Annotated in this window: 11 protein-coding genes; 2 read left to right on the plus strand and 9 right to left on the minus strand. The window is 40.8% G+C overall.

All coding sequences use genetic code 11. The features are described from left to right. Positions 1-8: 8 nt before the first annotated feature. On the minus strand, positions 9-1,367 hold the full coding sequence (locus tag ESA94_RS00255; RefSeq protein WP_129128859.1) for an alpha-amylase family glycosyl hydrolase: 1,359 nt from the start codon (positions 1,365-1,367) through the stop codon (positions 9-11). 120 nt (positions 1,368-1,487) lie between these two features. Here ESA94_RS00255 and ESA94_RS00260 point away from each other — a divergent pair, with 120 nt between their 5' ends. Continuing rightward, positions 1,488-2,108, plus strand: a complete 621-nt coding sequence (locus tag ESA94_RS00260; protein ID WP_164972580.1) for a T9SS type A sorting domain-containing protein — start codon at positions 1,488-1,490, stop codon at positions 2,106-2,108. A 4-nt stretch (positions 2,109-2,112) separates the two neighbouring features. Here the strand turns inward: ESA94_RS00260 and ESA94_RS00265 are convergent, their stop codons facing one another. The 4 genes from ESA94_RS00265 to ESA94_RS00280 all read right to left on the minus strand — a co-directional run bounded on the left by ESA94_RS00265 (position 2,113) and on the right by ESA94_RS00280 (position 6,816). After that, the gene (locus ESA94_RS00265) at positions 2,113-3,240 is read right to left on the minus strand and encodes a cysteine desulfurase family protein (protein ID WP_129128861.1); all 1,128 of its coding nucleotides are present in this window, start codon (positions 3,238-3,240) and stop codon (positions 2,113-2,115) included. A 190-nt stretch (positions 3,241-3,430) separates the two neighbouring features. Beyond that, positions 3,431-4,792 (minus strand): phosphoglucosamine mutase, encoded by a 1,362-nt coding sequence (glmM, locus tag ESA94_RS00270; protein WP_240670943.1) that lies wholly within the window; start codon positions 4,790-4,792, stop codon positions 3,431-3,433. Between the two features lie 214 nt (positions 4,793-5,006). Then, complete coding sequence (gene holA, locus ESA94_RS00275) at positions 5,007-6,002, minus strand: DNA polymerase III subunit delta (RefSeq protein WP_129128863.1); 996 nt, start codon at positions 6,000-6,002, stop codon at positions 5,007-5,009. Positions 6,003-6,081: 79 nt separating this feature from the next. Beyond that, positions 6,082-6,816 carry a 3'-5' exonuclease gene (locus tag ESA94_RS00280; RefSeq protein ID WP_129128864.1) on the minus strand — a complete coding sequence of 245 codons (735 nt, stop codon included), beginning with the start codon at positions 6,814-6,816 and terminating at the stop codon, positions 6,082-6,084. A 38-nt stretch (positions 6,817-6,854) separates the two neighbouring features. On the opposite strand from ESA94_RS00280, the gene ESA94_RS00285 reads away from it, so the two are divergent. Beyond that, the gene (locus ESA94_RS00285) at positions 6,855-7,841 is read left to right on the plus strand and encodes a hypothetical protein (RefSeq protein WP_129128865.1); all 987 of its coding nucleotides are present in this window, start codon (positions 6,855-6,857) and stop codon (positions 7,839-7,841) included. 137 nt (positions 7,842-7,978) lie between these two features. Here ESA94_RS00285 and ESA94_RS00290 read toward each other — a convergent pair whose 3' ends face one another. From ESA94_RS00290 to ESA94_RS00305, 4 genes are all read right to left on the minus strand, one after another. Then, positions 7,979-11,377: a hypothetical protein gene (locus ESA94_RS00290; RefSeq protein ID WP_129128866.1), complete on the minus strand. Its 3,399-nt coding sequence runs from the start codon at positions 11,375-11,377 to the stop codon at positions 7,979-7,981. Between the two features lie 277 nt (positions 11,378-11,654). After that, entirely contained in the window at positions 11,655-12,419 is a 765-nt protein-coding gene (locus ESA94_RS00295) for a succinate dehydrogenase/fumarate reductase iron-sulfur subunit (RefSeq protein WP_129128867.1), read from the minus strand. Positions 12,420-12,434: 15 nt separating this feature from the next. Continuing rightward, positions 12,435-13,100: a hypothetical protein gene (locus tag ESA94_RS00300; RefSeq protein ID WP_129128868.1), complete on the minus strand. Its 666-nt coding sequence runs from the start codon at positions 13,098-13,100 to the stop codon at positions 12,435-12,437. 17 nt (positions 13,101-13,117) lie between these two features. After that, positions 13,118-15,088 (minus strand): fumarate reductase/succinate dehydrogenase flavoprotein subunit, encoded by a 1,971-nt coding sequence (locus ESA94_RS00305; RefSeq protein ID WP_129128869.1) that lies wholly within the window; start codon positions 15,086-15,088, stop codon positions 13,118-13,120. Positions 15,089-15,093 lie beyond the last annotated feature (5 nt).

Raw genomic sequence — 15,093 nt, forward strand, 5'->3', positions numbered from 1 at the left:
CTCTTAGTTCAATAGCTGTAAACTAAATAACCCCATGGTGCTAAAGTAAAATCCTGTCCATCGGTTAAATGTTCGTGTTTGTTGGCAAAGATATTTTGTGTTTCGCCCGCAATAGCACCTTGCAGTTTTGTTGTTTGTGGTTTATTTGAAAGATTGAAGATCACCAAAACTTTCTTTCCTCCCTTCTCCCTTGTATAAGCAAACACAGCTTCATCGTTTGAAGATTGCAGTTTTGTGTAAGCTGCATCAACAGCTAATGCAGGCGTGCTCTTACGTAGTGCAAGTAATGTTTTATAAAAAGCAGCACGTTGATATTTACCAAACGTGATCGTGTCTTTATAGAAAAATGAAATAGAATCAAGAAAAGGTTCTTCCTGTCCGCTGTAAATTAACGGCAATGTATTTTTCCATGTTTGTGATAGCACTGCAAACGGCGCATGTATTTCGCCGGGCATGGTTTCATAGTCGGCTTTGTTCCAGCTGTTTTCATCATGATTGCTGGTGAAATACATTTTAATGTAGTTGGGGTTATAAGTTTCATCCAAATGACGAAGCACAGTATCAAGCACTTTCGGACTCGCCTCTCCTTTTGCTACTTTCTTCATCTTTGCAAAACCATCCCAACCATAGCTTGCATGAAAGCCTGCATCGTGTAACCAGGCCACATCACCTTCGGCCAGCATAAAAATATCGGGCTTTACTGTTTTTAGTTCAGCAATGCATTTTTGCCAAAAGCTACGTGGTACTTCCATCGCCACATCGCAACGGAAGCCATCGATCTTTGTTTCGGTTAACCAGAATTTCATGGCGTTGATCATGCTATCGTGCAAAACAGGATTCCAAAAGTTAAGATCACGTGTATCACTCCAATCGAATGCAAATGCCAATGTGCCATCCGCTTTTTTTACAAAGAAATCAGGATTGCTTTGTATCCATCTGTTATCAGCACCGGTATGATTTGCTACCCAATCGGTAATCACTTTAAAACCTAATTCATGGGCTTTGTTCACCAGGCTTTTCCAATCATCCATTGTTCCAAATTCCGGATTAACTGCGGTGTAATCTGCTACTGCATAATAACTGCCTAATACGCCTTTACGGTCTGCTTTGCTGATGGGTGTAATGGGCATAAACCAAAGTATTTCCGCTCCCATTTCTTTTAAACGTGGCAGATTTGCTTCAAAGGCTTTAAATGTTCCTTCGGGTGTATATTGGCGCACATTTACTTCGTAGATATTTGATTGCAGTACATAAGATGGCACAGTGTGTGCAGCAGTTTGTTCGGCCTTCTTGTCTGATAGATTGGTACACGAACTAAACAGAACAGCAAAGGCTGTAACTGCACTCATGAATTTTTTGCTTGGCATAATCAATAGTTTGGAAGAGGAAATTTAGACACTTTTTGAATACGGATTTCAAAAACCATGAAGAACAATTCCTTTTTAATTCCTGCCTCTGTTAAGTATTTTAAATTAAAACCAAGGTATATGAAACAACTGTTAACAACAGTGCTTTCCTGTTTCTTTGTTACAGTGCAGGCAGCACAATATAATGTTACAATCGTTGGAACAGCCTACTCGCCAAGTACAGTTACGGTAAACGTAGGCGACCAGGTAATTATTGAAGCAAGTGGTTCTCATCCGCTGTTACAGGTAAGCCAGGCCAGCTGGGATGCCAATGAAGCTACACAACTATCAGGTGGGTTTTCTTCCACATCCAATTATACATTAACCATTACAGCAGGCATGGCCGGCACAACTATTTATTATGGTTGTAGCGCACATTTCAGCTCGGGAATGAAAGGACAGATTGTTGTAAATGTTGTATCGGGGATTAGTGAAAATAATGTACGGGACTTTAATTTCACTGTTTATCCCAACCCGGTGAGTGCAGATGCGTGGATCAATATTTATCTAAAAAAGTCAGAGAGAGTTTCAATACAGGTGTACGATCTTGCCGGACGTATTGTGCATACGTTTATCGATCAGCAAATGAAAGCAGGAGAACTTACGATGTCGTTCTCTTTAACCAATCTTGCCAAAGGAAATTACATTGTACAGATGCGGAACGGAAATGAGCGAATGCAAAAACAGATCGTCATCCGCTGAGTTATCAAATAAGTGTTTTCAACTTTTGAACTACAGCATCCACTTCTTCTTTTGTATTGTATTTACTAAAGGAAAAACGAACAGGAATCTGGTTGGGGTTACTGTTAATGGCACGAATTACATGGGAGCCTTGTTGTGCACCGCTTGTACAGGCACTGCCGCCCGATGCACAAATACCATCCATATCAAGGTTCATCAACAGCATTTCAGATTTTTCCGATTTAGGGAAGCTTGCATTTAACACGGTATAGTTACTTCTGCCCATTGGATCGCCATTGAAGCTTACGCCTTTAATGTGTTTCTTTAATTGTTCGATCATGTAATACTTGATGCCTTGGATATAAGCACTTTCTTCTTCCAGTTTTTCTGTAGCAATTTGTAATGCTTTTGCAAAGCCAACAATACCATACACATTCTCTGTACCTGCACGCATGTTACGTTCCTGTCCGCCACCATGGATATAAGGTTTGATGTGTACATTTTCGTTGATGTATAACAATCCTGCACCTTTTGGTCCATGGAATTTATGCGCTGAACCACTGATGAAATGCACGGGTGTGCTGCGCAGATCGAAGTTGAAGTGGCCGATGGTTTGTACCGTATCGGAATGAAAAATGGCGTTGTATAATTTACAAAGATTACCTACGGCATGCAGATCGGTAATGTTGCCGATCTCATTGTTGGCATGCATCAAGGTTACTAATGTTTTTTCTTCGCTTGCAGCCAGAAGTTGTTCAAGGTGCTCCAGATCAATATGACCATTGGGCAAAAGATCAACATAGCTTACTTTGGCTTCATCACGGTTATCGAGATACTCAACAGTGTGTAATGTAGCGTGGTGTTCTATTTTAGAGGTGATGATGCGTTTGCAACCAAGATCACGAACAGATGCTGTGATGGCTGTATTTGAACTTTCGGTACCACCGCTGGTAAAGAAAATTTCTGCCGGGTGTGCATTCAAAATTTTTGCCACGCTTTTACGGGCATTTTCAATGGCTAATCTTGTTTCACGACCAAAGGAATAGATCGATGAAGGATTACCAAACCCGTTTTGCAGAAAAGGTAACATAGCTTCTACTACCTGGGGATCAATAGCTGTTGTGGCGGCGTTGTCGAAATAAATACGGTTCATACACAGAAAAATAGAGTTGCAAAGATAAGGTGATTACTATCGATTATTAGCTCAATCAAACATGTTGACTTAAAGATTATGGCGCAGAGAAATAAGAAACCGAAGTTTGCGCAGAGGGCTCTGCGTAAACTTCTTTAACTCCTTTCTTTGCGCCATAAAAATAAATTCATGTAGTAAACAGATGGAGGGGTTACATCAACCCTTTAATCACCTCCATCACTTCGTTTGCCAATGCATCCGCCTTTTCTATTGTTGATGCTTCAGAATAAACACGAATGATGGGCTCTGTATTGCTGCTGCGTAAATGCACCCAGCTTTTATCAAACTCGATCTTTACGCCATCAACGGTATTCACAGGTTGTGCTGCGTATTGTATTTTTACTTTTTCAAGAATCGCTTTTACATCAGTGCCTTTTGGCAGATCGATCTTTTGCTTACTCATGAAATAGTCCGGATAGGTTTTGCGAAGTGCCGAAGTACTCAATCCGGTTTGTGCAAGATGCGTTAAGAACAACGCAATACCAACCAATGCATCCCTGCCGTAATGCAATTGCGGATCAATGATGCCGCCATTGCCTTCGCCGCCGATCACTGCATTTACTTCTTTCATCATCTTCACCACATTCACCTCTCCTACTGCACTGGCAAAATATTCGCCGCCATGTTTCTCTGTTACATCTTTCAATGCACGGGTTGATGAGAGATTGGAAACAGTATTTCCTTTTTGTTTTGATAAGATATAATCTGCAACAGCAACCAAAGTGTATTCTTCACCAAACAAACTGCCATCATCACTTACAAAGCAAAGACGGTCCACATCGGGATCAACTGCAATACCCAAATGAGCTTTTTGATCAACAACTGCTTTGCAGAGATCAACCAGGTTTTCGGCCAATGGTTCAGGGTTGTGTGCAAAGTTGCCGTGCATTTCTGCATTCAGTACTGTAATATCAGTAACACCCAATGCATGTAATAAAGCAGGCACTGCTTCTGCTCCTGAACTGTTGATGGCATCGAGTACCACTTTAAATTTCTTTTCAGCAATGATCTTTTTATCAACTAAGGGATGAGCCAAAATTGCATCAATATGTTGTTGCAGTAAAGTTGTACCAACTGCATAAGAACCTAACTCATCAACTGCTGCAAAATCAAATGCTTCTTTTTCTGCTATGCCCAGCATTTGCTGTCCCAGTTCGGCACTGATGAACTCACCTTTTTCATTCAACAGCTTTAATGCATTCCATTGTTTGGGGTTATGTGATGCGGTGAGGATAATGCCGCCATCTGCTTTTTCAAATACAACCGCCATTTCAACGGTGGGTGTTGTGCTTAAACCAAGATCAATTACATGCAAGCCCATTCCCTGCAATGTATTCACCACAAGGCTACGCACCATTTCGCCGCTCATACGTCCATCACGACCAACGATTACTTTTTTGCCCTTGCCTAAAATGGTAGCATACGCTGCTGTGAATTTTACAATATCAACAGGAGTAAGATTATCGCCGGGTGCACCACCAATAGTACCACGAATACCGGAGATCGATTTCATTAAAGCCATAAGTGATTTATGATTTCGGATTTACGATTTATGATTTATGATTTGCTGCGAAGGTAATGGTTGTTGTTTGTTTGAAAAGGCATGGTGCAACCGTATGCGTGGATATTAGTTTATGGTTTATAGTTTTTAGTTTATTGTTGGTGAGAGTCCTTTAAGCCTGAGCGAAGTCGAAGGACGCACAGGACTACTAGCTACTCAGCTCTTCCTACATCATCATCTTATAAATCATTTCTTTCAACAACGAGCCGTCTTCAGTTCCAACATCACCCACACCAACACTGCGTAAGTTGTAATGATGCATCAGCAAAAGGGCCGATTGCACACCTTCATAGCCATATGCATTGGCTGTTGCTTTATAGTCTTTCATAAACCATGCGTTGATGCCTGTTTGTGCAGCTACGGCTTTATCATCGCCCTGTACGCCAAACAACATAAACACTTTGGAAAAATAACTGTAGAGCGATGGCAGCACAAGTTGTATGGGGGCAGCTTTAGGATTGCTTTCAAAATACTGAACGATTTGCAGTGCCTTTGCCAGATTTTTTCTGCCAACTGCATTCTGCAACTCAAATACATTATACTCTTTGCTGATACCGACAAAGTTTTCAATATCATCTTCGGTAATTGTTTTACGATTGCCGAGGTTAAGAATTACTTTGTCTATTTCGTTGGCAATGCGGCTTAGATCGTTGCCGATATGATCGACCAGCAGATGAACTGCTTTTTGCGTGGGTTGATAACCTTTCTTTTCTATGAACTCCTGTGTCCATGCAGGCAGCTCATTGTCGTACATTTTTTTAGTGCTGAACAGTTCGCCTTTTTCTTTCAGCAGTTTGGCCAGCTTACTGCGACCATCTACTTTTTTTTCTTTATGCGCCACCACAAAAATGGTAGATGCAAGTGGTTTGTTGATGTAAGCTTCAAGCTTATCAATGTCTTTCATCTGTTGTGCTTCTTTTAAGATCACAACCTGTTTTTCCGAAAACATCGGGTAACGCATGCAGGCATTTACCACATCACTCCATACAGTATCTTTTCCATAAAAAACAGAAAGATTAAAACCGGCTTCTGCTTCATCGAGAATTTTATGTTCGGCAACATCAATTAACTGGTCAATATAAAAATCTTCTTCGCCTTCGAACCAGTAAACGGGTTTAAAGCTTTTCTTTTTCCAGTCGTTGAGAATTTTTTCTACGCTCATTACTTAGGTATGGCATACCTATGTGGCATGCTTATGATTAATCAAAATACGAATAGGTATGCCATACCTATTCTGGCTTTTATCCGGCAATAAAAATATTTTCCTTCGGCAGCAAAGGTAATTGTTGAAAGCGTAGAAAAATCTGGGCTACTGCCACCACATCTTTCTGGCAGTATTCAACAATGCGCCGTATATCTTTCTCTTTGTAGTAAACGTCTTTTACCATGCTGCCATCAATACCATCTTTTGGTGTTTCAATGCCCAGGCAATTGGCTAAAAGATGAAGTGAAGTATAGTTTTTATAATCGCCGAATTTCCAAAGCTGCATTGTGTCTATAAGATTTGTTTCCCACGGTTTTTTTCCGCTAAACTGTAAGAAGGCAGGCAGGGATAATTGGTTGATGAGCATACGGCGGCTGATGTATGGTATATCAAATTCTTTAATGTTATGCCCGGCAAAATGCATATCGGGTGTTGTATGATGAAATTTTTCAATATCGATAGTAAAGGACTGTAACAATTTTTTTTCATCGTCGCCCGCATACGACTTTAAACGGAAACATAAGCGACCTCCTTTATCTGTGTAAAAGAACCCGGTGGAAATACAAATAATTTTACCAAATTCGGCTTGAATTCCAGCTCTTTGCTGATAACTGTCAGCCGCAGAAAAATTTTCTGGCATGGTTTTGGAAATTTTGTCTGCCCAGAGATCTTTCCATACTTCCGGTAACTTTTCGAACGATGCAAACTGTGGTACTGTTTCGATATCGAGTACCATAATACGATCGGGAAGAATATGCGACTGGTTAGCCATGGATAAATGTAATTTTTTAAAAATTAAAATCAAATAGTATGTCGTATTCAAATTATCCTTCAGCAAATCCGCAGGAACCTACTCCATCTGCGCCTCAGAAAAACAATCGTAGCCTTATCTATGGTTTGTTAATTGCCGCATTACTCGGAACATGGGGTTATATCATCTGGGATAAATCAAAAACAAAAGAAATGACTACGCAGCTTCAGGCGCAGTTAAGTACCAGTGATAGCAGTAAAGGAGCTATTCAAACAGAATATAATGCAGCATTGCAGCGCCTTGACGAATTAACAAGCATGAATGCAAGCATGGATAGCCTGGTTAAAACAAAGAATGGCGAAATCGCTAACATGAAGAGCCGAATTCAAACGCTGTTGAACAAACAAAATAAAACGGCAGCAGACCTGGCTGAAGCAAAACGTTTAATCAACGACCTGAATGAAAAGATCAGTGGTTATGTTGTAGAAGTAGAAACATTACGTGGCGAAAATCTGCAGTTAAAAACAGAAAAGCAGGAATTAACTACACAGAAAGAAGCTTTGCAGGTACAGTACGATCAAACAAGTGCTGAAAAGAAAGTAGTTGAAGAAAAACTGGATGTAGCTTCTACACTTAACGCTTCATCTATCAATATTGTAACAATCGACGAACGCCGTAACGGTAAAGAAAAAGAAAAAGATGTAGCTAAGCGTGTTGATAAAATCCGTCTGTCTTTTAATGTATTTAACCGTGTTGGTGAAGAAGGTACAAAAGATGTATATGTAGTAATTACCGATCCTACCGGCCAGGTAGTAAGCAACGAAGCTTTGGGTAGCGGTCGTTTTACAACAAGAGAAGAAGGTGAAAGAGTGTTTACAAAAATGACAAGCTTAACTTTCTCTGCAAACAAAACTGTTCCTGTATCTATCGAATGGAAACCAGGTGCAAAATTTGTAGAAGGTCTTTACAAAGTTGAAATTTATAACAACGGTTTCAAAATTGGCGAAGGTTCAAAAACATTACGTAAAGGCGGTTTATTCAGCTAAACATACTTACACGTTGATGGTTTATTGGTGTAGCGGCAGGTTCTCCTGCCGCTCTTTTTTTGGTTGGTATTCTGGTATGCCATACTTGGCAAACCAGAATTGTTTTACGGAGGTTACTAAAAGTATGGCATACCTGTTTAAAACAATGCTCTTACTCCTGCCCTTCCGGTATGTATTGCTTTTGCTTCGCCGGGTTTTCTTCCTTCGTAAGTAAAATTAATTTCCATGTTGTTAGAAAGGCGGCGGGTAAAATCGATGTTCCATAAAAAGTTTTTGCCGGGCAATAATGCATCGAGCATAATAAATGCAACTGTTGTGTTGGTTGCACCTGTAAAATTGATATTGCTGAACTGGAATTTTCCATTTAACGTACTGCTTGAAAGTACGCTGTACCGGACTTCTGTAATAATGGAATTAATGGTTGCTTTTTCTTTTTGCCCTTCGGTATTGGTTTTGTTTTCCAGTTTGTAGTTTAACGCAAACCTGTACTTAGTTCCTTTTTGAAAGCTGATGGATGGCTCTGTAACAAACTGCTGCAGGTTATAATTGCGGTTACCGAATTTGGGTGTTTCTAACCGGTTGCTGATCGATTTTACCAATACTCCTGTTGAAAAACTTTTGCTCATGTTCCACCGTATGCGTGCCGAAAGATCTCTTATAGTTCTTGTTTCTAAACCGTATGTAAGAATGGAGCGGCCAACATTTTCAATATGTGTAAAATCTACTCCCCATACAGTGCTTGATCGGTTAAAGAACAAGGTGTTGGTAAGCACAGAACTCAATGATATTAAGCTGGTATCTTCTTTTGGTTTCGAAAACGGATCGAAGCTGATGCTTTTATCGGATATCTCTTTTTTAAATATCTGCAAACCCGATTGAACGGTTATACGTGTAAGAAATTTTTTAAACCCTTTTGCATTGTTAACATCAATCAAAGCTCTTGGGTTAAGATTAATGCTGTAGTTAAACTGGTTGTAATTGGCCCTTATAAAATCGAGTGTTGGTGTAAACACACGAATGTAACGGGCCTGATCCTGGTACAAAGCTATTTCAAATTCGTTTATCTGCGGAATACCATCGGCATTGTAATCGTTCCAGGTATATTCGCCCTGCCCTGCCGGAACTTCCAGGAACGAATAATCTCTGCGTTGTTCCTGTCCGCTTCCTGCTTCGTACAAAAGATTACCGGTAAGCATACCTTTCCATTCGTTTACAAAATATTCTGCACGGCCAAGCAGCGTTTGTTCGGGCCGTTGACCCGTAAGTTGACTGTTGTATACTTTTAGTTCACGCACTGTTGCATTTAAACGAAACTGATGTTTTTCACTTGCCATCAGTTCTACGTAAGCATTGTAGTTGAAGCTGCGGTCGGTTTGCTCAAGCAGTTTTCCTAAAGGAAGTTTATCTCTGCGTGTAAAAAAGTTAAGCCCCCATTTGTTGGCAGCTTCTTTCGAACGAAGATAAAGCGTCCATGTATCCCAACTGAATGTAAGTGCTCCAAGTGAATCGGTTCTTCGGTTGCGTATTTCACTGTGTTCAAGATAATACTGCCCACCAATTTCAATATTGTCAAGTTTTGCAAAACGTCTTTTCAAATCAACAGTAGGTCGCAGAAAAAATCCTTTGTTGAAACCGCTGTCGGTTGAAGAATAGTTGAGATTGCCCATCCATGTCCAACCTTTTTGCTGAAAGCTGTGCTGCACAATATGCCGAAAGCCTTTGAACAATTCTCCTCTGCGGTAATTCTGTATGGTATAGCTGAATTTATGATCGCTGCTGCGCATCAACTCTATACCTGCATTTGCCAGTTGTTCTTTTTCCTGTTGGAGAAAAATGGGTAAGCCCCACTCTCTTGTAAACTCCACAGGCCGTAAGCGTTCCAGTGCACGGAAACTTTGCTGTACATATTCGTAACTGCCGGTAAGTTTATAGTTGAGTGGCTTTTTGGTTTGATGTTTAATAGTGTTATTGTACTGTACTGCAACACGGCCGGCTGCACCATCATCATTCAGTTTGTCTTTTCGGGAAAGTGTATTAATGTCGAAACGGCTGATGGCAATTTCTGATTTTACAAGGAACTGTTTTGTAAGTTGGTAATCGGCCCCAACCGTCATCATTTGTTGTGTACGTGGTGCAACCAAACGCTGGGCAGGTGCATAACGTCCTTGCCGGACGCCATTTACAGGTGCAACCCATTTATAGGAACGTCCATTGGTGCCTGCTTCTTCTAAAATGTAATCGGCATTACCAATACCCACATCGGTAAAGGAGGCGCCATATACATCGGGCTGATCGATGGTTGTGTAAACCAATACCGAATCGTATAAAATATTATTAACCGTGCTGTCTGTTAAACGGTACACAATTTTGTTGGCAGCAAATGTGTCTTTAACGATTGATGGATACAAAGCTGTTTCTACCCTGTCGCCGATATCAAATAAAAACTGCCGTTGTTCTGTATTTAAAAACTGGTTGACCGACGTGTTCTTTGCATCAGCATTTGAAAATGCATTTACTCTTACAGTAACCTTATTGTTTATCTTCAGTTCATTACCTACTATAAATTGCGAGTTTACAAAGTTGCGGTCGGCATATTCAAATTCCACTTGTATCCTTCGGTCTTTGGTGATCATGCGCCGTGGCGTGAATGTAATTTCAGCAGTGTTGTAATTGATCACATAATCCTGATCTTCGCCACGCTGCATCAACTCACCATCAATAAATACACGTTCTGTTCCTGCAAGAACTATAAAAAATAATTCACCATTCGGCCCCTGCAAACGATAAGGCCCCTGGTTACCTTCCTGTCCCTGGAAAACATAACGGTTAAACTTTCCTTTAGCAATAGCACCGGAAACAAGTGTTGTATTTTTTCCTTTTGCAAATACTTTGCTTTCGTTCTGAAACGAAATGCCCTGCAGGCGTTTATAAAAACTCAGAAAGTAGGCATCGTTCTTACGAATATCAATATCGCCGAGATTCAATTGCCAGCCTTTCTTTTTTAATTGAATCCATACACGGTCAAATTCGTTCAGCTGTTGCGTATTACCTTCTGCCTGTACAGGAATATTGTTATCGGTTAATGCAGCAGAAAGCATCATGCTGTCGCCGATCATGCCATTGATCTGCAGATTCAACACTCCATTCACAACAGCATCCTGGTTATTGCCAAACGAAATGCCCCGGCCAAAACTACCGTTGTAATTCACATTGCCAAAGTCGAACATACCTTTACCAAAGCCCGGATTATCGTCGAGTGTAATGGGCGTGGTCATAAAGTTGTTCTTTACATCATCAAAACGCAATCGTTGTACTTGTGCATTCAGCTTGTAAGGAAACACACGATAAGTAATTACAACCGAATCGAGCGTTTGCTGTTGCAGCCATGTAAGCTTTGCGTTTATTTCATCTACAACAAAGGCATCGTTTCCAATACCCGCAATAACTAAGGATTGTGGTACAATACTGATCGTATCAATTTTTACCGGACTAACTTTTGTGCTGATCTTTTTTGTGCGAAGGTTGGATAACGGCATCAGCTGCTGGGCATTTGCCAGAAGAAAGGAAAGCAACAACGCTATGACAAAAACGAGTTTTCTGATAAAGCAGTGGTTTTCAGGATAAGAATGTGTAAAAATAGAATTTATTGTGTAACACACCGTCTAACGTCCTCGTTTGACGGTATTCTCCGTTAAATTGATAATTCTTGCCAAGGAACGGCTGTATATTTTCTTAAAACAAAAAGAAAAGACTCCCATTCGGAAGTCTTTTCTTTTATATGAGGTTCATTCACCCTTGGGGTGAACACTCAACTTATTTATTTGCAGTTAAACTTGCAACAGCATAATCTGCGTTAAGGCTGGCAATGTTTGTTAACGAAATTTCTTTCGGACAAACAGCTTCGCAAGCACCGGTATTAGTACATGCACCAAAACCTTCTTTATCCATCTGTGCAACCATATTAATTACACGGGTATTTTTTTCCGGTTCACCTTGTGGCAATTGGTTAAGGTGAGCAACTTTAGCACTCACAAACAACATTGCTGAAGAGTTTTTACAAGCAGCTACGCAGGCTCCGCAACCAATACAGGCAGCAGCAGCAAAGGCAGCATCTGCTTTTGCTTTATCAATAGGCAGTGCGTTTGCATCAACTGCATTACCAGTATTTACACTAATGTAACCACCAGCTTGAATCACACGATCAAAAGCTGTACGATCAACCATCAGATCTTTGATCACCGGAAATGCATTTGCCCTCCAGGGTTCAACAACGATTGTATCACCTTCGTTGAACGCACGCATGTGCAACTGGCAAGTTGTGTTTGCTTCCCAAGGTCCGTGCGGACGACCATTGATGTACATACTGCACATACCACAAATACCTTCACGGCAATCGTGATCGAAAGCAATCGGGTCTTTTCCTTCGCCGATCAGTTCTTCGTTCAATACATCAAACATTTCGAGGAAACTCATTTCCTGCGAAATATTCTTTGCATCGTAGGTTTCAAATGAACCTTTATCGTTGCTGTTTTTTTGACGCCAAACTTTCAGCTTTACATTGATATTCTTATGTTCCATTGAACAACGTTTTTATTATTCGTGTTCGAAGCTCTCAAGTTTAATTAAAGGACTTCGTGTTAATTTTCGTTTTGTTTTCTTTATTAGTCTACAATTCTCATCTCTTTCAATTACTTCCTCCTCTCCTGTTAACCAATTCATATCTTGGAATTTCCTTCCTGAATCACCAATCCCCTTACCGTTACAATCGCTTCCAATCCAGTGCGAGTCACTTGTTGACCCTATTAAAAAAAAGCCATTTTGTTGGTATCTGAATTTCTGTATGTCGAACCAACGCCAGTTGCTACCCCCATAGTGAGTTACAGACAATATACCTTTATTTATAATAATCCCATTATATGGATCGCCATACATTCCGCCACATGCTCTACACATCAATGCATTCTCAGACTTTCCGGCAAGTTTGTAACCTGCTTTTTGTTGAAACAAAATCAAGAGCAATCGCTTTGGTTCCTCATCCATTTCAAAACTGTCTTCACCATTGTTCTTCAATGCCATGACTACGTCGGCAATTCCATCTTTATTGAGATCACCTCTTGCAACTTCAATTGTATCGTATCCTTTTGGGATGAATGATGCAATTGTTTTGCCTGTAACAGGAATATTTAAAAGAACTTCTTGTGCGGATGATGAAAAGTAAAGACTAAGAAAGAATGCTATGATCTTTACTGATTTTACCACATTTTCAAATTTTCAAATTACTTGTAGCTTCTCTGACTCGGTTTCACCACTTCGTAATTCAGATCTTCTTTGTGCAACTGCCATTCATGATCGCCTTTCATTTCCCAGGCTGCTACATACATAAACTTATCATCATGACGTAATGCTTCACCTTCTTCTGTTTGTGATTCTTCACGGAAGTGACCACCACAGCTTTCTTCACGGTTCAATGCATCAAGACACATCAATTCACCCAGTTCAATAAAGTCGGCCACACGGTTCGCTTTATCCAGCTCAGGATTCATTTCATTGATCTCACCCGGAATACGCACATCACTCCAGAACTCATTTTTCAACTGCTGAATTTCTTTGATGGCTTGTTTCAATCCTTCTGCATTACGGGCCATACCACATTTATCCCACATGATCTTACCCAAACGCTTATGGAAACTTTCAACGGTTTTTGTACCCTTGATGTTCATGAGCATATGAATACGGTCACGCACTTTGCTTTCTGTTTCAGCAAATGCAGGATGATCTGTTGGTATTGCTTTGGTGCGAATCTCATCAGCTAAATAGTTACCGATTGTGTAAGGAATAACAAAGTATCCGTCGGCCAAACCCTGCATCAACGCACTTGCACCCAAACGGTTTGCACCGTGGTCGCTGAAGTTTGCTTCACCTAAAGAATATAAGCCGGGAATATTTGTCATCAATTCATAATCAACCCACAAACCACCCATAGTATAGTGTACCGCAGGGTAAATACGCATGGGTACTTCGTATGGGTCTTCGCCGGTGATCTTTGCATACATATCAAAGAGGTTACCGTATTTCTCTTTCACCACATCCTTACCCATTTGTGTAATGGTTGCAGCGTCGGCATTAATGCCACGTTTACCTGCTTCAATTTTTCCGTAACGTTGAATGGCGGCAGCAAAGTCGAGATAAACCGCTTGCTTACTTGTACCAACACCGTAACCGGCATCGCAACGTTCTTTTGCTGCACGGCTTGCCACGTCACGTGGTACGAGGTTGCCGAATGCAGGATATCTTCTTTCTAAATAATAATCTCTTTCTTCTTCAGGAATTTCAATTGATTTTCTTGTGTCGCCTTGTTGCTTCGGAACCCAAATGCGTCCATCGTTACGAAGCGATTCACTCATCAACGTCAACTTACTCTGATGATCGCCACTTACAGGAATACAGGTTGGATGAATTTGTGTGAAGCAAGGGTTGGCAAACATGGCACCTTTCTTATGCGCTTTCCATGCAGCAGTAACGTTACTGCCCATGGCGTTTGTAGAAAGATAGAATACGTTACCGTAACCACCTGTACATAACAGTACCGCATGACCGAAGTGACGCTCCAGCTCACCTGTTACCAGGTTACGGGCAATAATACCACGGGCCTTATCATCGATCATTACAATATCCAGCATTTCGTGACGTGAATACTGCGTTACATTACCCAATGCAATCTGGCGCTCCAATGCTTGGTAAGCACCTATTAATAACTGCTGACCGGTTTGGCCTGCAGCATAGAATGTACGTTGTACCTGTGTACCACCAAAAGAACGGTTGCTCAACAATCCACCATACTCACGTGCAAAAGGAACACCTTGTGCCACACATTGGTCAATGATGTTTGCACTTACTTCTGCCAAGCGATGAACGTTACCTTCACGTGCACGGTAGTCGCCACCTTTAATGGTATCGTAGAACAAACGGTAAGTACTGTCACCATCATTCTGATAATTTTTAGCAGCGTTGATACCACCTTGCGCAGCAATAGAGTGTGCACGACGTGGGCTATCCTGGAAACAAAATGTTTTTACTTTATAACCAAGTTCACCTAATGCAGCTGCAGCAGATGCACCAGCCAAACCTGTACCAATCACAATCACTTCAAGACTGCGTTTGTTGGCAGGGTTCACCAGTTTACAACTGTTTTTATAATTTACCCATTTAGTATCTAACGGACCGGCAGGAATTTTTGAATTGAGCATATCGT

This window comes from Lacibacter luteus (assembly GCF_004118265.1).
GTDB classification, from domain to species: domain Bacteria; phylum Bacteroidota; class Bacteroidia; order Chitinophagales; family Chitinophagaceae; genus Lacibacter; species Lacibacter luteus.